The organism is Olivibacter sp. SA151 (genome assembly GCF_054130995.1).
Genome location: NZ_CP096391.1, coordinates 1,751,229 through 1,770,635, shown reverse-complemented (window position 1 = coordinate 1,770,635; position 19,407 = coordinate 1,751,229). Strand labels below are relative to the sequence as shown.

20 protein-coding genes are annotated in these 19,407 nt (G+C 40.5%); 16 read left to right on the top strand and 4 right to left on the bottom strand.

Annotated elements, in window-relative coordinates; genetic code table 11:
• The first annotated feature begins 57 nt into the window (after positions 1 to 57).
• The 6 genes from M1D52_RS07025 (at position 58) to M1D52_RS07000 (ending at position 6,646) form a co-directional block, all read left to right on the top strand.
• A complete protein-coding gene (locus M1D52_RS07025; protein WP_437391952.1) occupies positions 58 to 561 on the top strand; it encodes an SRPBCC family protein in 504 nt (167 codons plus the stop codon).
• A 488-nt stretch (positions 562 to 1,049) separates the two neighbouring features.
• Positions 1,050 to 1,259, top strand: coding sequence for a hypothetical protein (locus M1D52_RS07020; RefSeq protein ID WP_130856570.1), 210 nt, complete (start codon positions 1,050 to 1,052; stop codon positions 1,257 to 1,259).
• A gap of 368 nt (positions 1,260 to 1,627) precedes the next feature.
• The gene (locus M1D52_RS07015; RefSeq protein WP_013668224.1) at positions 1,628 to 2,080 is read left to right on the top strand and encodes a VOC family protein; all 453 of its coding nucleotides are present in this window, start codon (positions 1,628 to 1,630) and stop codon (positions 2,078 to 2,080) included.
• A 206-nt stretch (positions 2,081 to 2,286) separates the two neighbouring features.
• Positions 2,287 to 3,144, top strand: a complete 858-nt coding sequence (locus tag M1D52_RS07010; protein ID WP_437391950.1) for an AraC family transcriptional regulator — start codon at positions 2,287 to 2,289, stop codon at positions 3,142 to 3,144.
• 98 nt (positions 3,145 to 3,242) lie between these two features.
• A complete protein-coding gene (locus tag M1D52_RS07005) occupies positions 3,243 to 3,893 on the top strand; it encodes an HD domain-containing protein (protein WP_437391949.1) in 651 nt (216 codons plus the stop codon).
• A gap of 362 nt (positions 3,894 to 4,255) precedes the next feature.
• Positions 4,256 to 6,646, top strand: coding sequence for an ABC transporter permease (locus M1D52_RS07000; RefSeq protein WP_437391948.1), 2,391 nt, complete (start codon positions 4,256 to 4,258; stop codon positions 6,644 to 6,646).
• 28 nt (positions 6,647 to 6,674) lie between these two features.
• On the opposite strand, the gene M1D52_RS06995 is transcribed toward M1D52_RS07000, so the two are convergent.
• Positions 6,675 to 7,787, bottom strand: coding sequence for an acyltransferase family protein (locus tag M1D52_RS06995; RefSeq protein WP_437391947.1), 1,113 nt, complete (start codon positions 7,785 to 7,787; stop codon positions 6,675 to 6,677).
• 270 nt (positions 7,788 to 8,057) lie between these two features.
• On the opposite strand from M1D52_RS06995, the gene M1D52_RS06990 reads away from it, so the two are divergent.
• Both M1D52_RS06990 and M1D52_RS06985 read left to right on the top strand, forming a co-directional pair.
• Positions 8,058 to 8,636 carry a TetR/AcrR family transcriptional regulator gene (locus M1D52_RS06990; RefSeq protein WP_041388747.1) on the top strand — a complete coding sequence of 193 codons (579 nt, stop codon included), beginning with the start codon at positions 8,058 to 8,060 and terminating at the stop codon, positions 8,634 to 8,636.
• Positions 8,637 to 8,704: 68 nt separating this feature from the next.
• On the top strand, positions 8,705 to 9,481 hold the full coding sequence (locus M1D52_RS06985; RefSeq protein WP_013668227.1) for an SDR family oxidoreductase: 777 nt from the start codon (positions 8,705 to 8,707) through the stop codon (positions 9,479 to 9,481).
• A gap of 149 nt (positions 9,482 to 9,630) precedes the next feature.
• Here the strand turns inward: M1D52_RS06985 and M1D52_RS06980 are convergent, their stop codons facing one another.
• Positions 9,631 to 11,085 carry an RtcB family protein gene (locus M1D52_RS06980; RefSeq protein ID WP_437391946.1) on the bottom strand — a complete coding sequence of 485 codons (1,455 nt, stop codon included), beginning with the start codon at positions 11,083 to 11,085 and terminating at the stop codon, positions 9,631 to 9,633.
• Between the two features lie 88 nt (positions 11,086 to 11,173).
• Here M1D52_RS06980 and M1D52_RS06975 point away from each other — a divergent pair, with 88 nt between their 5' ends.
• The 6 genes from M1D52_RS06975 (at position 11,174) to M1D52_RS06950 (ending at position 16,371) form a co-directional block, all read left to right on the top strand.
• Positions 11,174 to 12,286 (top strand): helix-turn-helix transcriptional regulator, encoded by a 1,113-nt coding sequence (locus M1D52_RS06975; RefSeq protein WP_457941726.1) that lies wholly within the window; start codon positions 11,174 to 11,176, stop codon positions 12,284 to 12,286.
• 60 nt (positions 12,287 to 12,346) lie between these two features.
• Positions 12,347 to 12,811: a hypothetical protein gene (locus M1D52_RS06970; RefSeq protein ID WP_437391942.1), complete on the top strand. Its 465-nt coding sequence runs from the start codon at positions 12,347 to 12,349 to the stop codon at positions 12,809 to 12,811.
• Positions 12,812 to 12,938: 127 nt separating this feature from the next.
• The gene (locus M1D52_RS06965; protein WP_013668232.1) at positions 12,939 to 13,313 is read left to right on the top strand and encodes a hypothetical protein; all 375 of its coding nucleotides are present in this window, start codon (positions 12,939 to 12,941) and stop codon (positions 13,311 to 13,313) included.
• A 165-nt stretch (positions 13,314 to 13,478) separates the two neighbouring features.
• On the top strand, positions 13,479 to 14,357 hold the full coding sequence (locus M1D52_RS06960; RefSeq protein WP_013668233.1) for an MbnP family protein: 879 nt from the start codon (positions 13,479 to 13,481) through the stop codon (positions 14,355 to 14,357).
• A gap of 7 nt (positions 14,358 to 14,364) precedes the next feature.
• Entirely contained in the window at positions 14,365 to 15,432 is a 1,068-nt protein-coding gene (locus M1D52_RS06955) for a cytochrome-c peroxidase (RefSeq protein WP_437391941.1), read from the top strand.
• 6 nt (positions 15,433 to 15,438) lie between these two features.
• Positions 15,439 to 16,371, top strand: a complete 933-nt coding sequence (locus tag M1D52_RS06950) for a transporter family protein (protein WP_013668235.1) — start codon at positions 15,439 to 15,441, stop codon at positions 16,369 to 16,371.
• Between the two features lie 175 nt (positions 16,372 to 16,546).
• Here M1D52_RS06950 and M1D52_RS06945 read toward each other — a convergent pair whose 3' ends face one another.
• Positions 16,547 to 16,993: a DUF1572 family protein gene (locus M1D52_RS06945; RefSeq protein WP_130856561.1), complete on the bottom strand. Its 447-nt coding sequence runs from the start codon at positions 16,991 to 16,993 to the stop codon at positions 16,547 to 16,549.
• Positions 16,994 to 17,189: 196 nt separating this feature from the next.
• Here M1D52_RS06945 and M1D52_RS06940 point away from each other — a divergent pair, with 196 nt between their 5' ends.
• Positions 17,190 to 17,873, top strand: coding sequence for an RNA polymerase sigma factor (locus tag M1D52_RS06940; protein WP_377611426.1), 684 nt, complete (start codon positions 17,190 to 17,192; stop codon positions 17,871 to 17,873).
• 37 nt (positions 17,874 to 17,910) lie between these two features.
• The gene (locus M1D52_RS06935; protein WP_437391939.1) at positions 17,911 to 18,297 is read left to right on the top strand and encodes a VOC family protein; all 387 of its coding nucleotides are present in this window, start codon (positions 17,911 to 17,913) and stop codon (positions 18,295 to 18,297) included.
• 122 nt (positions 18,298 to 18,419) lie between these two features.
• Here the strand turns inward: M1D52_RS06935 and M1D52_RS06930 are convergent, their stop codons facing one another.
• Complete coding sequence (locus M1D52_RS06930; protein WP_377611428.1) at positions 18,420 to 19,397, bottom strand: GlxA family transcriptional regulator; 978 nt, start codon at positions 19,395 to 19,397, stop codon at positions 18,420 to 18,422.
• Positions 19,398 to 19,407: the final 10 nt, after the last annotated feature.

The window sequence follows — 19,407 nt, the reverse complement described above, 5'->3', positions numbered from 1 at the left end:
ATGGATTTAATAGATTTTGAACGACGCAAAAAATATTTGAACATAAAAATGGAAATCATGAACAGCAATTTATTATTTGACTTTACCGTCAACAAGGAAAACATGACAATCGAAATCAAACGTGAATTTAATGCCGGCTTAAAATTAGTCTGGCAAGCGTGGACAACCCCGGAATTACTCGACCAATGGTGGGGACCACAACCTTGGAGGGCCGAAACGAAGACGATGGATTTTCGGGTAGGTGGCTTTTGGCTTTACGCTATGGTAAGTCCTGAAGGCGAAAGGCATTACGCTAGAACGAATTTCATTTCTATTGTAAAAGAAAAATCATTTGCGTCGAAAGGTGGATTCAGTGATGAAAACGGCACGATAAATCCTGCATTTCCCGTAAATTTATGGGAGAACAATTTTATAGAAGTGGGTGATAAGGTCCGTGTAGACATGTTACTGACCTATGATTCACTTGCCGACCTCGAAACGGAAATTGAGATGGGCTTTAAAGAAGGAATGACCGTAGATTTTCAGCAGTTGGATGAATTGTTATTGACCTTAACAAAGTAAGCGAATTAGCTTATAGCAAACCGGCAACTTGATTTTCTCGTATTTCTCAACCTACTGCTATCAAAGAGGACGCGTGTTGATTTTAATACGATAAAAAATTCATCTTTAAGTAAAACGACACGTTGCGTATTTGCTTTAATCAGATGTAATGATAGGACAAACAAAAGCAACATCTTGCGTGATTCAGGATGTTGCTTTATCGAACACCTTGGTTATGGTGCTGGAACAGGCATGTTGTTGTCACTCAAGGACCATGACTACGTCACAACCTTCTCCTGCAGCTCGGACAGATAGTATGATATCGCGTTCATTAAGCCTTATTGTACCTATCTCTATTAAAAACTCTTTACAAATTGTCTGACAGGTTCTATCGTGAACTTTGTTTTAATCGCATTAGTCATCTTTCAATATATAATATTTCTCAAGTTTTCATATTAAATTGTATACCATATTTAGGTTGTTTTATGGCTATCTTAGATAAAAACCTTATGAAAGCCAAATTTAACCTACCTCCACCCGGAATCAGACGTCTTCTTCTCGTTATTGGAGTTGTCCTTTGGATATCGCTTTTTGTATGGACTATTTCTGTGCGAAAAGAATTTTTGGTAGTAATCGTCATGCCAACCTTTTTCACTTTATTATATGGAATCTTAGCGGCCGTTGGCTTATGGATCTATGATGTTTTTTCTAAGGAGTAGCTAGTTCGAAGCCAGCTTGTTCATTTGAAAAATCTTAAAGGATTTATTAGTCTATGAACGATTGCGACGCAAACCTTAAAATGCGCTACTTGATGGTACAGCCAAATATCATTCTAATGATGTAGAAGTTTCTATCTCCGGTTATATAATTGTTTTACGGAACCGATGACATCGGCACCGAAGAACGGGTAAAAGCAAATATAAACCGAATGAGGTTGTTAATTATAACAAGAAACGCCTTATCGATTTTTTGGCTTAGATCTATTTTGCTTCTTTTATCTAAATTCGTTTTTGTTCGACCGGGGATGTTTCTCTGAAAGAAAGCTACGAAATCACCCGATCATCATTTGACTTATAAAAAGATTATTATGGCAAAAAGTAAATTACTGCGGATGGATAATATCGGCATTGTGGTAGAATCCCTCGATGAGACCATTTCATTCTTCGAAGAGCTTGGCTTAGAGCTCGAAGGGCGAGCCACGATTGAAGGGGAATGGGCAGGCCGCATTACGGGACTTGGCAACCAGCATGTAGAGGTTGCCATGATGGTCACACCTGACGGTCATAGCCGCCTTGAAATTTCACGTTTTCTCAGGCCAGCCGTCATCTCCGACCATCGGACCGCTCCAGTGAACGCATTTGGTTATTTACGGGCTATGTTTACCGTAGACGACATCGATGAATTACTCACTAGGCTACGACGGCACGGCGCTGAGCTTGTCGGCGAAGTAGTCCAGTATGAAAACAGCTATAGACTGTGCTATATCCGCGGACCGGAAGGACTTCTCATAGGATTGGCCGAACAACTTGATAATAAGTAAGAAGGAGATCTCAACTATTCCGTCTAATGAATAATTTGAGTTTGAGAGCGGGAAAGCAATGCTGATGCGAGTCAGTATAATTGATAGCAAAACGGTCGATATTGGGAATGAAACAGCGAACAGCCTTGTGGGGTATCAAAGAATATCATGTTTCACATTCATTTATTCTGGTTACCTTTGTCATCGACTTAATGTATTGAAAATTCATGGCTCCGATATCAAATCTTGTTGTAGAAAATGAGATTAAGAACTCTTTCTCCATCGAATATTTTACGGATAAATTGCACGATCAGCCTACGGTATACCGCTTTATTTATCACCATATTTTACTAGTTTGCTCAGGCTCGGGGGAAGTTAAGATAGACGAACAGTCCTTTGAAATTTCCTCTGCCAGGTTATTTTTAATTGCAAAAGGTCAGCTCGTTTCCTATAAAAAAAACTCGAATTTTACAGGATATGAGCTTAGTTTCGGTGACTGCTTCTGGGAAAAAACTCCTTCAAGCGCAAACAATTGTAAGGCTGTTCTTTTCAACAATGCTTCTGCAAATCAGACAATACCATTAATTGAAAATGAATTTCTGGATCTCAGTTTTCTTTTTAGTGCGCTGACGGCGGAATTCAAAAAAGACGAGTATATCAATAAATTAGACGCAATGGCCGCTTATCTGAAAATTATCATGATAAAAATTGCCAATTACAATCGATCCTTATTAAAAGGACCTGACAGTTATGAAAATCGGCTATATGCGCGGTTCCTTGAGCTGATTAGCACAAACTATAAAACTACACGCGAGGTAAATGATTATGCAAATCTTTTGGGAATCTCTACCAGAAAATTGACCGATCTTTCGAAACGGTGCGGCAACCGCCGAGCCAAGGAATTGATAAACGGACAAATAATAGCAGAGGCAAAACGTTCATTACAGTTTAGCTCTGTTCCGATAAAAGAGATTGCTTTTGAACTGAACTTTGCAAGCCCGGAACAGTTCAGCCATTTTTTCAAAAAAAACGTACGTATATCGGCCCATGACTACCGGGAGCTTTTCCTGAATTTGGGAACTTAGTCTGTCACAGCATCAATTGCAATTATTGACATGTGATCATCGGAATTTGACATTTCCAAAAGGTACTGACATGAATACCTTTGACAAAACAATAAAATATGTCAGTAAATAGATTAAAAACAGTCGCAGGAATAGCCATTCCTGATAGCTCAATTGCCAAACAAGCTACAGAACTCCTTTTAGAACATGGAACAGCGTTTATCTACAATCACTCGCTTCGTGTATTTCTTTTTTCGTCATTAAATGGCCAAAGAAAACAGCTTAAATACGACGCGGAATTGTTGTATGTTTCGTCTGTTTTTCATGACCTTGGTTTAACAAAACATTATAGCAGCCCTGACCTTCGCTTTGAAGTGGATGGTGCAAATGCCGCACGTGACTTCCTGAAAGGTCACGGGTTACCAAAAGAATCGCTTCAGTTAGTTTGGGATACAATCGCTCTGCATACCACGATAGGCATAGCCGAGCATAAGGAACCGGAAGTGGCCCTTATGTACTCAGGTGTTGGACTTGATGTAATGGGAGAAGGTTATGAAGACCTTAGTGATGCGCATCGAAACCAGATATTGGAAGCCTTTCCACGTACCGATTTTAAAAAGAATATTATACCTACATTTTTTAGCGGGTTTGAGCATAAGACAGAAACGACTTTCGGAAATATCAAGGCAGATGTTTGTGCCTACATGATACCTAATTTTCATCGCAAGAATTTCTGCGATTGTATCCTCCATTCGCCATGGAAAGATTAGCTCTTCACCTAAGCGAGTATTTCATTGGCGACTGTTATTGAAAAGCAAGGCTTATTTGAAAGTATTGCAGGTTAACTGCGAGGAGTTTCTTGATTTTTCGATAGGCGATGCCAACGCTTCTTTTTTTAAAGGAAATCTTGTGCGAAACCGAACAGAATGCGTCCGATTTCGCACAGGACTTTTATTTTATTTAAGCATAAAAACATGATTTACAATCACTTAGTTTTATGGAAGTATTTTGGTAAGGTATTTATTGAATAATTGAATTTAACCAATACTGTATATATTGGACAATAAGACTAATGATCTAAAACATACCGATTATTATCCAGATAACTAAAGCGTTATTAAATACAGAGATTATGCTGAAAAATTACTTCAAAATCGCTTGGCGAAATATATTTCGATATAAGGCTAACAGTCTGTTCAACCTGCTGGGGCTAGCCTTGGGCATCGTATGTACGCTATTTTTAACATTATATATTAAAGAGGAGCTCAATTATGACAAATCATTCCCAAAACACGACCGTATTTACAGAATGGTATATACGGAATGGTCTAAATCCGCTCCACCTTTGGCTGAGGGATTAAAAAATTATTTCCCTGAAATAGAGCAAACGACACGCTTCGCACAGGCCGGAACTAACGTCGCGCGCACAAATGATAACAACCAGATGGAAATAGAGGGTTTCTATACCGATAGTTCCACAGTCCATATGTTTGATTTAAACAGCATTATCGGAAATGCTTTTCAAGCATTGAAAGAACCTTCCACAATCGTATTAACCAAATCCGTTGCTAAAAAGCTGTTTGGTAAAAAGAACCCTTTAGGAGAACAATTGATCTTTCAGGACGAGGAAGCTTTTCGGGTTAAAGCGGTGATAGATGACTTACCCGAAAACACCCATCTTAAGTTTGATTTTCTTGTCTCCATGCCCACTTTTATGTCGCTTGTTGAAAAAACTTATCCAGGATGGACGCAAAGCAAGGGATGGATATTTGGGTGGACCTATGTGCAGCTTAACCATAAGGAGTCTATTAAACGTATTAAGCGAGACTTGACGCAATTTTATGTAAACTACCTAAAAGGAGAGGCTAGTGATGAACAAATAGCGGAATTTGCGCAGAGCGCTCGGGTACAAGCACTCACTGATATCCATCTTAAATCGAATTTAGCGCAGGAACTGAGCCCAAACGGTAGCATGACTTATATCTATATTTTTATTGCTATTGAAGCGCTTGTTTTGCTTATGGCCTGTGTCAATTTCATTAATTTATTCACCACACAAGCATTAAAACGCTTAAAAGAAGTCGGCGTCAGAAAAATTGTAGGCGCTAGCCGAAAACAGCTCATTCTGCAGTTTCTTTTAGAGGCCTTCTTACTCACCTTCATTTCTACCCTGCTAGCTGTTGTGGTATATTGGCTGATCCTTCCATTTTATAACCAATTAACCAGCAAATCCAATACGCTTTCGGATATCATGCAACACGGAAATTTATCAATTATACTAGCGATTCTTTTTACAATTACCTTAATTTCAGGACTATTTCCCTCCTTGTTTGCGTCTTCTTTCCTACCGGTAAAAGCTTTGAAATCGATTAAAACACCAAATACAACAGCAGTATACGTCAGGAAGTCTCTTGTTGTATTTCAATTTATCATAGCAGGCTTGTTGATTACTTCAACTTTATTGATTTATCAACAAATGCAATATTTTAGAAACAAAGAATTGGGATTTGATAAAGACCAAGTCATTGTGGCCAAATTATACGGAGATTTTAAAAAAACCTTAGAAAGTAACTCTTCGTTATTACAAACTGAGTTTCTCGCTAATCCAAATATTCTATCCGTCGCCAGAACATCAAACATAATCGGCGACCCCCTGAGCGTTGAGTTTATTGCTCCTACTAAAAACCCGGAAAATAAGGACTTTGGAACTTTAAAAGTGGTTCGCGTAGATGATAATTTTTTGAACGCTCTTAATATTACGTTAAAAGAAGGTCGAAACTTTTCAAAAGAATTTGGTGACTCAAGTGCTTTTATTCTCAACGAGCAAGCCGTAACGAAACTTGAACTCGAAAACCCGGTTAACCAGTCGCTCACGAATCACACAATTGAAAGACAAGGCAATATTGTGGGTGTTATTAAAGACTTTAATTTTGAATCCTTACACCATCAAATTGAACCGCTTGTATTGGAATATGCACCTCAAAAAACAGGTACCATGCTCATTAAAATAAGGGGAGGAAACGTCGAAAGTACGCTTGCTTTCCTTCAAAAGAAAGTGAGGCAAATAGCTCCCAATACCTTATTCTCCTACACTTTTTTAGATGAAAAGGTGAATTCTCTTTACAAGAAGGAAAATACAATGACATCTATTGTGTTGGCATTTACATTGCTTGGAATCATAATCTCGTGTTTAGGGTTATTAGGCCTTATTGGTTATACGGCTGAAATTCGGACGAAAGAAATTGGAATTCGCAAAATAATAGGTGCAAGCATCCAAAACTTGGTAACGCTTTTATCGGTAGATGTACTATTGATGGTTACTATCGGCAATGTGATCGCCTGGCCGCTAACTTGGTATTTTATTCATCAATGGCTTGAAAATTTTGCCTATAAGAGTCCCATCAATTGGTGGACATTTGCTATATCTTTACTGATCACCTTCATTATCGCTTTTACAACGGTTATCTGGCATTGCTTAAAAATCGCTTTTGCCAATCCGATACACGCTTTAAGAAATGAATAAACTTTAAGAACAACTACATTTATAGAACTTAACCAAGTTTTTTTCTCAACCATTTCCGCACAGGCTCGTCATACCATTTCAGGGCGACATAAGCCAAAACGATGGAGCCGCATAAAATAAGTAAGGCGTATGGCCAGGCCTGTAGAATGGTTACCCCCTTATTGTTACTGATCCAAGCAACATAAAAGTAAACAAAGGGATAATGCACCAGATAAAGTGGATACGAGATGTCGCCAAGAAATTTACATAGCTTACGTTCCGTTTTTGTAGAAACAATGCCACTAGCACCCAGATATACAATAAGGGGAAAAACGAAGATGATACATACAGATTCATAAACACCGTTCAGCCAAAGATGTTCCGCGCCACCAATCCTTGGCATATACAGTACCGTGGCTACTAAAATACTGCACCATGTAAAGGCGTTTCGGATGCGGGTTGGTTTCGCTACACGGGAAAGTAACAAGCCTGCAAAAAAGGGATATATTGTTCGTGTAATCCCAATGCGCATGTGTTCGACATTCAACGTCCAGCCGCCGCTTACATCACCTTTTGGGCTGGTAATAGCAAAATGAGCAAGTGCTACTGCTGCTATGAAAACAAAAACCGCTAATGCCTTATTTGAGAATTTTCTTACTATCGTGGCATAAAGGATGTTAGCAATATATTCAAAAAACAAAGACCAACCGACACTGTTGAGCGGATGCATTTCCTCCCAACCTCGAATATCGAGAGCTAATGGTACCGGTAATATTGTATATCCTATCAGCATGACCAGAAGTAACTTCCACAAGGGAACCGTATGGATAAGTGGCCAGATTGCCGAATCGGTAAAATAGAATCCGATCGCTCCGAGGGTCATTCCCAGAATTACCATAGGGTGAAGTCGCTCGACCCGACGTTTTAAGAAGCTTCCGAGCGTCATTTTATGCCAACGATCGTCATAAGCATAGCCGATCACAAAACCTGATAACAGAAAGAAAAAATCAACGGCCAGATAACCATGGTTCACAAGGTTGTCCAGATTTCCGGTCGACAGGGGTTCGCTCAAGTGAAAAGTAACTACAATTATGGCTGCAATACCTCGTAAACCGTCTAATATAGGGTAATGGGGTTTTGTGAAAAGATTATTGTTATTCATTGATTTTGGGAATAGAAACTAATATCGGCCATTAGTGAGCTGCTAAAATTAGATAAAAGGGATCACCGGATCTTACAAGATCTTATCAAAGTTCAGACATATTGTCTCATTTTGAATGGCATGCGAATAGCTCTCAGGCCGAATAGAAGAGACCATGAGAACTCAATGACATTAGCCACAAAAAAATAGCCTGAAGTTATGATTGCATCCAGCAGAAATTCTTTAAATTTTAAAACAATTGTTTCAAAAATATTTTATCTTTGTTTCATCATGGCAAGATTGATAGAATTCGATGAAGAACAAGCCATACAGAAGGCAATGGAAGTCTTCTGGAAAAAAGGTTATGCGGCTACTTCTATGCGCGACTTAACTGATGCTATGCAAATTAATAGTAGCAGTCTTTATAACACGATAGGCGATAAACATCGCTTGTTTGTTAGGTGTATCAAGCATTATATAAAAATGCGAATTGATGCGGTTGAGCAGCGTTATATAAGTTTCGCCTCGCCGATCCAGGCTCTTGAAAGCTTTATTAAAGATGCAGCAGACATCATTACGACTGAACCGAACAGCTGCCTGTGCGTAAAGGCGACTTTTGAAATAGAAGGAGACGACCCGGAAATACAGGCGATCATAACATCCTATGATAATTTTACACACCGGTTTTTGAAAGATTTAGTAGAAAAAGCACAAAGCCAGCATCAGATTGGTCAAAACGAGAACGCAGATACTGTTGCGGATTATCTTGTTAGTACATTTATCGGTTGGTACAATTCATTCATTTTACATCAAGATCGAAATAAAATTTTAAATATGGCAGATTTTATCATTCGCCAATTAAGGTGTTAAATTTTTTTTGACTTATTTTAAAACAAACGTTTCAAAATTAATATAAACATTCAATTCAAGTATTCATTATGAACAGTTTTTTAGAAGGACAGATTGCCTTGGTAACAGGCGGTACAAAAGGTATCGGAAAAGCGATCGCGGACAAATTAAGCGACGGAGGCGCTCAAATTATTGTAACTGCCAGAACCGAACCGACGGAAAATCCAAACGGGTATTATTTTATTGCTGCCGATCTTGCTCAACCCGAAAGTGCAAACATCGTCGCAAAAGAAATTTTGGATAAATATGGAAAAATCGACATTATCGTGAATAATGCTGGGGGTAATCTGGGACCTGGTGGCGGTTTCAGCACACTTTTGGACGAGCATTGGAACAATGAATTACAATTGAACTTAATGTCCGCCGTCCGTATTAACAAAGCATTATTGCCGACTATGATTGAACAGCAAAGTGGTGTAATTATCAACATTTCCACTTATGTTGCACAACAGCCGATTTGGGATATCACAATGACTTATTCTGTAGCCAAAGCGGCATTAAATGCATACAGTAAAGCATTGGCGAACGAAGTTGGCTCAAAAGGTATACGTGTAAACACTGTTTCACCCGGAGCGGTGAGAACTCAATTGATGCAGGACTTTATTGAAAATTTAGCAAAGTCATCAAATACAACGGTAGATGAAGCCTTTAAACTCGTTATGAGCAAAATTGGGGATATTCCGTTGGGCAGAATGGCTACCCCAGAAGAAATTGCTAATTTGGTGAGGTTCCTTGCGTCTCCGGAAGCACAATATATCACAGGTTCCAATTACCTGGTAGACGGCGGCGTTAGTTCGGCAATATGATTTAACCGTTATCTTCCTGCCCGCCTGGTTGCGGGCAGGGATATGTTGGACTCAGTTTAGCAAATTGCAAAATATAGGCTTCCAGCCCTTTCATAGCAGCAAATTAGTAACTGGTCTACACACTATCATCATTTGGTAGAACAACTTCCTTAATCCTCCGGTTTCTCGCGTGCATCTGCCATTCTGACTATTCTTGGCTCAAATTTAGCCAACACGTCAACCAGATCATGTTGAGCGGCCATTACTGCATGGATATTCTTATATGCCATAGGTGCTTCGTCGAGATCGCTTCCCAGCAAGGTGATGCGTTTGTCAACTAAGTCAGCAGCAACGACCGCTCTATCCAACGTTTTTAAAGCTGCGCTACGACTCATGGCCCTGCCCGCGCCGTGACTGGCCGAGTTGATGCTTGGCGCATGACCTTTACCGCGTACTAAAAAGCCGGGCGTACTCATACTACCTGGAATAATTCCCAACACACCCTCACCTGCCGGCGTAGCACCTTTACGGTGTACCATTACTTCGGTACCATCAGCCAGCTGCTCTTTCCAGGCAAAGTTGTGATGGTTCTCGATCATCATGATGGGTCTAAGTCCTAAGGCCCGTGCTATTTTGTTATGGATTTCATGATGGTTGGCACTGGCATATTCCCCTGCCAAGTTCATGGCTATCCAGTATTCCTGTCCTTCGTCTTTATCCAGATCAAGCCATGCTAAATGTTTAGCTTCGCCTGGAAGTTTGGTTTTAGTCATCGCTATCCTACTGTAATGATTTGCAATTGCACCTCCAAAGCCCCGAGAGCCGGAGTGCGAAAGCAGCGCTAAATACTTACCCGCCGGTATATCATTCAAGGCACCTTCGCCTAAGGTCAGTTCACCCCATTCTACAAAATGGTTACCGGTTCCACTGGTTCCTAATTGAGCGTACGCCTTATCCTTTAAACTGCGGATTATCTTGGTCTCTCCCCAGGTTTTACTATCGAATAAGGAGCTATCAAAATATGATTTGGTAGTACAGCCCATACCAAAATAGGTGTGATCAACTAACAGATTCTTTAATTTATCGGTTTCGGTATCGAGTGTCTCAGCAGGTAGATCAAATATACTTAAACACATACGGCATGCAATATCGACACCCACAGCAAATGGAATAATCGTGTTGGCCGTAGTGGCCAACACTCCGCCAATGGGAAGCCCATAACCTTGATGAGCATCCGGCATTAAGGCACCGGCGACCGCAATCGGTAATTGTACCGCTGTCCGCATTTGTGATAAGGCTCCTACTTCAATCTGTTCCAAGCCCCATACCGGGAAGTCAACTATTTCTTCTTTCAGTTTAAAGTTGCTACGTTCTTGTTTAACAAACTTACCCTCTTTTCGCAAAGCAATCACATCTTCTGCCAGGTTTTTGAATTTACCACCTTTCTTTAATGTATATGGCATAGGATCATCAATTAAAGCTTCTAGATTAGCCAATATTTCGGGTTTATTCATTACGTTATGCTTTAACAAACCATTGGCTACGCGGCTAAAATTGACTAGTACTTCCACAGCATTGATCCCTAATGCCTTTAACTCGTTGTTGCTTATCTTTTCCTTTTCCATATCTATTAATTTTATTGTATGCTTAAAGTCTCTAAACTAATCTCGCTTTTCCGGTTTGGAAACGGAGTTTCATCAAATGTCTCTGCTTTTGATAATACAAAGAGAAATAACAAGTACGCAATCTATTTGCGCAGTAAAGAAATATTATATAAATTCATTCAAAATATTTGCTGATACTATGCCGATTAACCGCAACGCCTTGATTCGCTACCGCACGATCGATCAATGTCTCCAAAATCGTTTTAAAAAGTGGACACTTGAAGATTTGATTGAAGCTTGTAGCGATGCCATTTATGAATACCATGGAATCGATACGGGCGTAAGTCGTCGTACCGTGCAGGCGGATATAGCCATGATGCGCAGTAACAAGTTAGGTTACGAAGCACCTATTGTAGTGGTTGATAAGAAATATTACACCTACAGCGACAAGAATTATAGTATTACCAGTATCCCGCTGAATCAACAGGACATGGAAGTGTTGAGTGAAGTGTCCGGATTATTAAAACAATTTAAGGGCTTGAACCATTTTACCGATCTGAACGAACTGGTAAGTAAATTGGAAGACAAGATATATTCGCAAAAAACGCAAAGTACGCCTGTAATTGATTTTGAAAAGAACGATGGCCTGAAGGGTCTGGAATGGCTAGAGGTAATACGTAAAGCGATTGCAGCCAAGAAAACCATCTGTATTACCTATCAATCCTTTAAAGCCCGGGAGGCTAGTAGCTTCTGCTTCAGTGGGTACCTATTGAAAGAATATCGCAACCGCTGGTTTGTATTGGGCATGCCGCATAAACGGAATGCGCACATTATGAATTTGGCTCTGGATCGGATACAAGCCGTGGAAGAACGCGAAGAACCGTATAGGGAAAATAGAACATTGGATCTGGCAACCTATTATGATAATTGTATTGGTGTAACGAAAACACCCGACCAACGGGAGTGCGAAGTAGTTTTTTGGATCGATGCAGATAATGCACCTTATGTTATAACTAAACCCTTGCATCACACGCAAAAACTATTAAGCGATCAAGATAACGGTAAGATCTTTAGTATCAAGGTAATTTTAAATTTTGAGCTCGAGCGGGAATTATTGGGTTTTGGCGCTAAAATAAAGGTATTAGGACCGAAAATCTTGGTAAAACAGATAAAGCAGCAACTAGTAAAAGCATTAGAACGATATGGGGTAAAGGAAACTTAAGACGAAATCAAATCCTTATGCATTATACACGTTTCACTTAACTCCTATAAAGATAATTGATTGCATAATTTGATAAAATTGGTATTTGATTATGCCAAATGGCCGCAAACTCTTATATTCGTAGCATTTAAAATAAAAGACTCTGTTATTTTGAAACGTCTGGCCATTATATTTTTAATTCCAATTGTGCTATTGCAAAGCTGCGCCGGACTATTCATCATGACTGCATTTTATGCCAACCGATCCTATATAGCTAATAATCTGTGTGAGAATAGAAACACCGCTATGGCTCCGTCTTGTGCGGGGACATGTCTTTTGATGAAAAAGCTGAAGAAAGAACGCGAACGGGAAAACAAAAACCCTGAGCTAAAATTAAAGGATTTTCAGGTGCTTACAGCTCCGATTGATTTCAGAACAGTGAAACATCCTGTCACCACCGTCAAAAAGGAGACCTTCATCTATGGGGGAAATCTGCTATACCAGCCCCCCGTGCTGGGGTCCATCTTCCACCCTCCTCTCAGCTAAACAATTTTTCTTTTATTCGTCCATGTATAAAGACAACCATCCTTTACATGGCTGCGTAGCTTTTTGTTTATTTATATTTTTTCGTCAGCTGCAATTCGGCTGATCGAAATCGCTTTACACACTGGAAATGGTCAGAAAAACACTGGTCTATCTGTTATTATTTACATTGACGTTTCAATGTCTTGGAAGTCTTGGTGTATTGACTTGGTTTCAGGTTAACAGAAATTATATTATCCGGGCTCTATGTGAAAATCGGGATAAACCTGAGATGCAGTGTAACGGACAGTGTGTCCTGATGAAAAAACTGAAGAAATTGGAAGAGTCTGAAAAAGGTTCGCGGAGTGCCGCTACCTCTAAGGCGGAAGTTACGATGGTGGTTTCAGAGATGCTCCATTTGCAAAGTCCATTTCCGGTACATCTATCGGAGAACCATCCGTCCTACGGCATCCTCTATAGATATCTCTATACAAACAAGCCATTTTTACCTCCTAAAATAATCTAACATTCCTCAATTTATATTTTTCGAAAGCATTATGTAGGTTATACCGGTTGTACAAGCCTATTGCCTGCACGTGGATAATTCATGCCTACTTACGTTGGCACTGAACCCCTATGCCTATACGCTATTGAAAGAATCGATTTTTAACAAAAAATTTAATAATAGAAAATGACAAACTTAATAAAATGGAAAATGATGGCATGGATAGGCTTATTCATGCTAACTGTAGTCAGTTGTAAGAAGGTGGAATCTCCGGATATCGATAGCACGAAAACGGGTGACTTTTCGATCGAGTTCGATAACCTAGTGGGCGATTACGGATTACAATTCAACAATACCAATAAACCGTATATAAACGCCAAAGGTGAAGCCTTCACTGTATCCCGTGTACAATATTATATCAGTAATATTAAGGTAAAAAAGGCGGATGGATCGGAATATGCCGTGCCTCAGGATCCGGTTGAAGAAAGTTATTTTTTGGTATATGGTGATAATCGTGGCTCCCGTTTTGCAAAAGTGAAAGTTCCTGAAGGGGATTATACTCAGGTTTCTTTTGTATTAGGCGTGGATAGTGCGCGCAGTACCATGGGGCTTGATGCACGCACAGGCGTACTTGACCCGACCACAGGTGACCACGAAACGCAGGGCATGTACTGGGGGTGGAACAGTGGCTATATTTTCTTCAAGTTTGAAGGTAATTCGCCGGTAATATCAGATGATCAACAGGGCGACCCAACAGGACGGAAGCAGTTTAAATATCATATCGGTGGCTTCGGCGGATACAATGCGCCTACCTTGAATAATATCAAGACAATTACGATTGACTTAACAAAAGCAGGCGTTGCGCAGGTAAGGGCTGGCTACCGCAGCAATGTACATCTTTTTGTTGATCTGATGAAAGTGTTTAATGGCACACATACTTTCAGCATCGCTGAACACCCTAATGTTATGTTCAGCGAATACAGCCAATACATCGCCGATAACTTTCTGGATATGTTTACGCATGATCATACCGAAAATGGTGTAACCAGTGAGGATCAATTATAATAAAGCCATGAAAAAATGGATTGTTTTAATCGGGCTGGTAATTGTTGCATATGCCTGTAAAAAAGCGAATGAAACCTTGCCAGACGTTGACGAATTATTTCCCGGTTTTTTAAAACCGGGACATTTTCCCGAACCTGTTTACAAATTCACCGAAAACGAAGTAACGGAGGCTGGTTTTGAATTAGGTAAGCGCCTGTTCCATGAACCACGTCTATCTCGCAACAATACGATTGCCTGTGCCAGCTGCCATATTCAATCGGCCAATTTTACCCACCACGGACACGATGTTAGTCACGGGATTGACGATCAATTGGGTATCCGTAATCCCATGCCTATCATGAATCTCGCTTGGAACAAAGCGTTTTTTTGGGATGGTGGGGTGTTTAATCTCGACCTCCTTTCCATTGTTCCTATTGAAAACCCGGTTGAGATGGATGAAAGGGTGCCGAACGTACTAGTAAAGCTGAGAGCGCACCCGGATTATCCTACACTTTTTGAAAAGGCCTTTGGAAGCAGAGAGATCACTTCGGCGAAAATGTCTAAAGCATTGTCTCAGTTTATGCTAATGGCAGTTAGTGATAACAGCAAATACGATCAGGTGATCCGCGGGGAAAAGGGTATCTCTTTTACTGAGTCGGAACAGCGTGGCTACCTATTTTTCCAGAACAATTGTTCTCGCTGCCATAGCGAACCGCTGTTTACTGATGGCGATTTTCATGACAATGGACTGGGACGAAATCCAGCAGGTGACGAGGGGCGCTATGCCGTAACCTTGAACCCTACAGATAAACTAAAATTCAAGGTACCCAGCTTGCGTAATTTAAAATGGTCGGCTCCCTATATGCATGATGGCAGTATTTATACATTGAGCGGTGTACTGGACCATTACCGGAAATTTATGCAGCATACGGAAAATCTGGACATGGGTTTCCGGCACATGGACGGAACACGAGGGGTTGCTATGACAGATGTCGAGAAGGAGGATTTATTGAATTTCCTTAACACATTGAATGATGAAACTTTTGTAAAAAAACAACTGCTATCGGAACCGGGCGGTGGCTTTGTTATCAATTAAAGAAAAATGAGAAAACTACTTTTGATTTGTATTATGGTTTCATGTTATGTTTCCGCAAAAGCTTGTGACATCTGTGGCTGTGGTGTCGGAAGCTACTACCTGGGCATTTTGCCTGACTTTAATAAACGCTTTATTGGCTTGCGGTATCAATACAATACCATGCAAACGCATCTTGGCCCTGAGGGCCGGCATACACCACTCACTGCGGATGAAACATATCAGATAGTGGAGCTATGGGGCGCTTACAACTTTGGTGATCGGGTCAGGGTGATGGCTTTTCTACCGTTCAATTTCAACCAACGTCGGGTTAATGCCATGGAAGAGTCCGGTGAAAAGAGCGGATTGGGCGATATTGCGGCAATGGCCTATTACCGTATCTTTGAAGGGGGTAACACCACCACCAAATTCAAGCTGTTCAACCACTCCCTATGGGCGGGCGCAGGCGTGAAAGTGCCCAGTGGCGAATATGATAACTCCGAACGTGCAAGCGTCTCCGCCGATTCGCCCAATAATTTCCAATTGGGAACAGGCAGCACAGACTTCACGTTCAACGTAACTTACGACGCGCGTCTGATGGACATGGGATTTAACCTGAACTTATTATATAAATTCAATACCGAGAATCAATACGAATATCGCTATGGAAATAAATTCACCGGTAATGCGCTTTTTTACTACAAATTCTTAATCGATCAAAAGCTTAGAATTGCGCCGAATATAGGAATACGTTACGAAAAAGCGGAACAGGATGTATCTTATAGACGCTTTTATATAAACCAGTCGGGAGGAAACCTTACCTCGGCCATTGCAGGGCTTGAGTTAAACATTGGCAGATACGCTCTCGGTGTTAATTATCAGCTACCGGTTGATCAGCACTTGGCAGATAAGCGCGTTCACGCGGGGAACAGATTAATGACTCACCTTTCTGTCTCTTTTTAAGCAACAAGGAAAATGAGGCAATTAAATAAAATCCAAAGGTTCAGTCCTAATGGTCGCCTGCTATTGATCATCCATTTGTTCGCCATGCGCCTACATGAGGAAATCTATTGATTGTAAAAATAGACACGGCTTCATTCACGATTATAAAAAACTGTTTGCCGGATAATTAAGTGAATCAATTATCCAGCAAACGTCTGTGATAATTGATTTGCCCGAGGTGATATGAAAGATGCATAGCAAGATGTGTTAAGAAATAACCGTTCGTAACTTTCTGATCCAATACATCTTGTGGATATTCTGCTGTCAGTTGCTCATCACTTAATTTACTGAAAGCAATTTCTATCACCGATATGGTTTCATCAATGCGCCTGATCAGTTCGGATCTTGGCACATCCTTAGCGGAAAACTCAAGTGGGCGATTCCGAACATAGCCCGTTTGCGCAAATTCGGCACCTATGTAGGTATTTAAATTGCCTATGAGGTGCAAGCACAGATTACCGGCGGTATTAGCAATCTGCTTTTCAACATGCCATATTCTTTGCTCGTTTTGGTATAAGGTTATTTCTGTTTTCAACTTGCCGAGGTCGCGCAAGAACAATTGTTTCAATACAGTTACCATCATTGATATTTGAATGGGCAAGGTAATAATTTATAACAATTAAAAAAACCAGCGATAAGTCAAAAAAGGCAATTACTGAAAAATCGGAGGCTGGTTTAGAAATTCATTCTAAATCAATACAAGAAGAAAATCAAAAGCACCGCTAGTAAGGACGGTTTTTGTTTGTTATTTTCGTTTACGTAATCAAAACTGACAGTATATGACCTTTAGGCCGCGCGATCAAAATCAACCCCCGATTGAAGAAATGTATCAAATTGCGAAACAATACTCTCGTCGGCCGGAAGAAGTGGATGATTTGGTACAAGACCTGCTTCTTGAAGCGGTTAGAACGGGAAAGGATTTCCTGGACGCTCGTTTTATGGCTTGGGGAAGAGGTTTTTTACGTAACCATGCCGCTTTCATTGCCCGTACAGAAGGCCGGCGTAGAAAGCGGGAAGAAGGGTATCAGGGTGATGATCCGAACCGTACTGATACTGATATAGGTAGACTTCCGGAAAACTTTATTGTTCCGCTCCGCCCATCCCTCCGAATACTGGCACGACTAATCAACGGCGGCCTGAGCAAAAAGGAAATTTTATATCTACTGGACATTCCGGATACCGCCCTGCGCCAGCGATTAACCGCCTTACGAAGAGAATGGAAAACTTATGCCACCGTAGGTTTTGAATCGGAAGGACCTGAAATTTTAACGCATACTCTACCTAGCGGATTAATGCGCCAATCTCTTTTACAAACATTCAAGCATGCCAACGATATAAAGCAGCAATTATTCGGGCGAGTTATTGGCAGCCACGACCCTGATGGACATCTATTTAGAATATCTTCTTCTCCTGCTCACAAAAAAGAATTTCCCGGCAACAATGACCATGATAAATCGGGTTAAGATCCTGGACAATATTTAAAACTTTAAAAAAATCAACATGGGAGTAAAACTTAAAAAAGGTATCGCAGTTCTTTTCAACGTGGGCGATATCAGTCGTACCGAACGTTTTTACAGAGAAATTTTGGGAATCGAAGTGGAACGCCAACCTGGAGGCGATGAACCGGATTGGCTACTGGCTACGATAGGTAATGGTGTCGAACTACTTTTTTTTGAAGGAAAAGAAGAAATCGGCCGTTCGCCGATCGTAGTGTTCGAACTGGAAGAGGGTTACATTGAAACGGTGGTGGAAAATCTGGCTAAAGAGGGCGTAGAAGTGGTTACGCCGGTAACGGAAGCTCCGGGTGGTTGGAGCGCCGATTTCTCGGATCCTGACGGTCATCCGCTCGCATTTTACCAGTCTGGCGACTTGCCCTTAAGAAAATAGCAGGCCATACCAAATTAGTACTCTTATGAAAAGCCCGACAGACTTCGGTATGTTTCGGGCTTTTTTCCCTTAACTTTCGAATGAATGTCTGCGAGACAGCTTTCTCCTACTTGTTGTAACCGTTACACCTCGTTCGTAACCCTTGCAAACCTATTTCTATACTCAATGGGCGTAAGGCCAGTAATCTTTTTAAATATGTCTCTAAATGCCTTTGTATCCGTATAGCCTACATCAAACATGGTTTCTGTCACATTTTTTCGTGATGCTTCGAAGAATTTTTTTGCAGCTTCTATTCTTACTCGTTGTATGTACTCAACAGGGGTATTGTTGGTTGCATCTTTAAATTTTCTTTCAAAAGTTCTACGACTTGTATTGATTAGGTTTGCCAGCGTTTCAATGGTTATTTTATTTTGATAATGTTTCTCGATATAATCTTGCACTTTTTTAATATCATCATCACCATGATTCCGTTGACCTTTAAATATTGCAAACTGAGATTGACTATCTCTCCCTATATCTAAAGCAAAATATTTTGAAATCATGATGGCTGTTTCTCTGTCGGCGAACTTTTCAACCAGATATAATATTAAATTCCACAAGCTGCTTGCTCCGCCGCTGCTGTAGATGTTGTCATGTTCGGTTATTATCGCACCATCCTCTACCTCCACTTCGGGATATCTTTCTTTAAATTCGTTGATATAAGCCCAATGTGTGGAGCATTTTTTCCCATTGAGTAAACCCGTTTCTGCTAAAAGAAATGCACCGATACATAAGCTGGCAATACTCGAACCTTTTTCATGCAATTTTTTAAAATAAGGTATTGCTTCTGCGTTGGCTTGTACGCCCTTGGCAGTGTCACCATAGGCAGGCGGGATGATAAGTAGGTCCGTTTTCGACACATCTTTGAGCAATCTATTGGTTTTGATTGTGTATTCGCCGTTATTGGCAGGTACATATTCTTTTAAACCTACATATTCAACCTCGAAGATCGGCTTTTTACCAAAAGTGTTTAAAAACTCATTAGCAGTATTAAAGGTTCTAAATGGTGGTGTAACCGCTTCAATTACGCCATACTCCGGTACAAAAACAGAAACTTGCATAAATTAAATC

What these genes read in the sequence shown, in the direction of transcription:
- M1D52_RS06985 (WP_013668227.1), top strand. Translation starts at nt 8,705, where the DNA reads ATGAACAGTTTTTTAGAAGGACAGATTGCCTTGGTAACAGGCGGTACA.
- M1D52_RS06945 (WP_130856561.1), bottom strand. Translation starts at nt 16,993, where the DNA reads ATGATGGTAACTGTATTGAAACAATTGTTCTTGCGCGACCTCGGCAAG.
- M1D52_RS06965 (WP_013668232.1), top strand. Translation starts at nt 12,939, where the DNA reads ATGGTCAGAAAAACACTGGTCTATCTGTTATTATTTACATTGACGTTT.
- M1D52_RS07015 (WP_013668224.1), top strand. Translation starts at nt 1,628, where the DNA reads ATGGCAAAAAGTAAATTACTGCGGATGGATAATATCGGCATTGTGGTA.
- M1D52_RS06960 (WP_013668233.1), top strand. Translation starts at nt 13,479, where the DNA reads ATGACAAACTTAATAAAATGGAAAATGATGGCATGGATAGGCTTATTC.
- M1D52_RS06930 (WP_377611428.1), bottom strand. Translation starts at nt 19,397, where the DNA reads ATGCAAGTTTCTGTTTTTGTACCGGAGTATGGCGTAATTGAAGCGGTT.
- M1D52_RS06980 (WP_437391946.1), bottom strand. Translation starts at nt 11,085, where the DNA reads ATGGAAAAGGAAAAGATAAGCAACAACGAGTTAAAGGCATTAGGGATC.
- M1D52_RS06995 (WP_437391947.1), bottom strand. Translation starts at nt 7,787, where the DNA reads ATGAATAACAATAATCTTTTCACAAAACCCCATTACCCTATATTAGAC.
- M1D52_RS06955 (WP_437391941.1), top strand. Translation starts at nt 14,365, where the DNA reads ATGAAAAAATGGATTGTTTTAATCGGGCTGGTAATTGTTGCATATGCC.
- M1D52_RS07010 (WP_437391950.1), top strand. Translation starts at nt 2,287, where the DNA reads ATGGCTCCGATATCAAATCTTGTTGTAGAAAATGAGATTAAGAACTCT.
- M1D52_RS06935 (WP_437391939.1), top strand. Translation starts at nt 17,911, where the DNA reads ATGGGAGTAAAACTTAAAAAAGGTATCGCAGTTCTTTTCAACGTGGGC.
- M1D52_RS06990 (WP_041388747.1), top strand. Translation starts at nt 8,058, where the DNA reads ATGGCAAGATTGATAGAATTCGATGAAGAACAAGCCATACAGAAGGCA.
- M1D52_RS07005 (WP_437391949.1), top strand. Translation starts at nt 3,243, where the DNA reads ATGTCAGTAAATAGATTAAAAACAGTCGCAGGAATAGCCATTCCTGAT.
- M1D52_RS07020 (WP_130856570.1), top strand. Translation starts at nt 1,050, where the DNA reads ATGAAAGCCAAATTTAACCTACCTCCACCCGGAATCAGACGTCTTCTT.
- M1D52_RS06950 (WP_013668235.1), top strand. Translation starts at nt 15,439, where the DNA reads ATGAGAAAACTACTTTTGATTTGTATTATGGTTTCATGTTATGTTTCC.
- M1D52_RS07025 (WP_437391952.1), top strand. Translation starts at nt 58, where the DNA reads ATGAACAGCAATTTATTATTTGACTTTACCGTCAACAAGGAAAACATG.
- M1D52_RS07000 (WP_437391948.1), top strand. Translation starts at nt 4,256, where the DNA reads ATGCTGAAAAATTACTTCAAAATCGCTTGGCGAAATATATTTCGATAT.
- M1D52_RS06940 (WP_377611426.1), top strand. Translation starts at nt 17,190, where the DNA reads ATGACCTTTAGGCCGCGCGATCAAAATCAACCCCCGATTGAAGAAATG.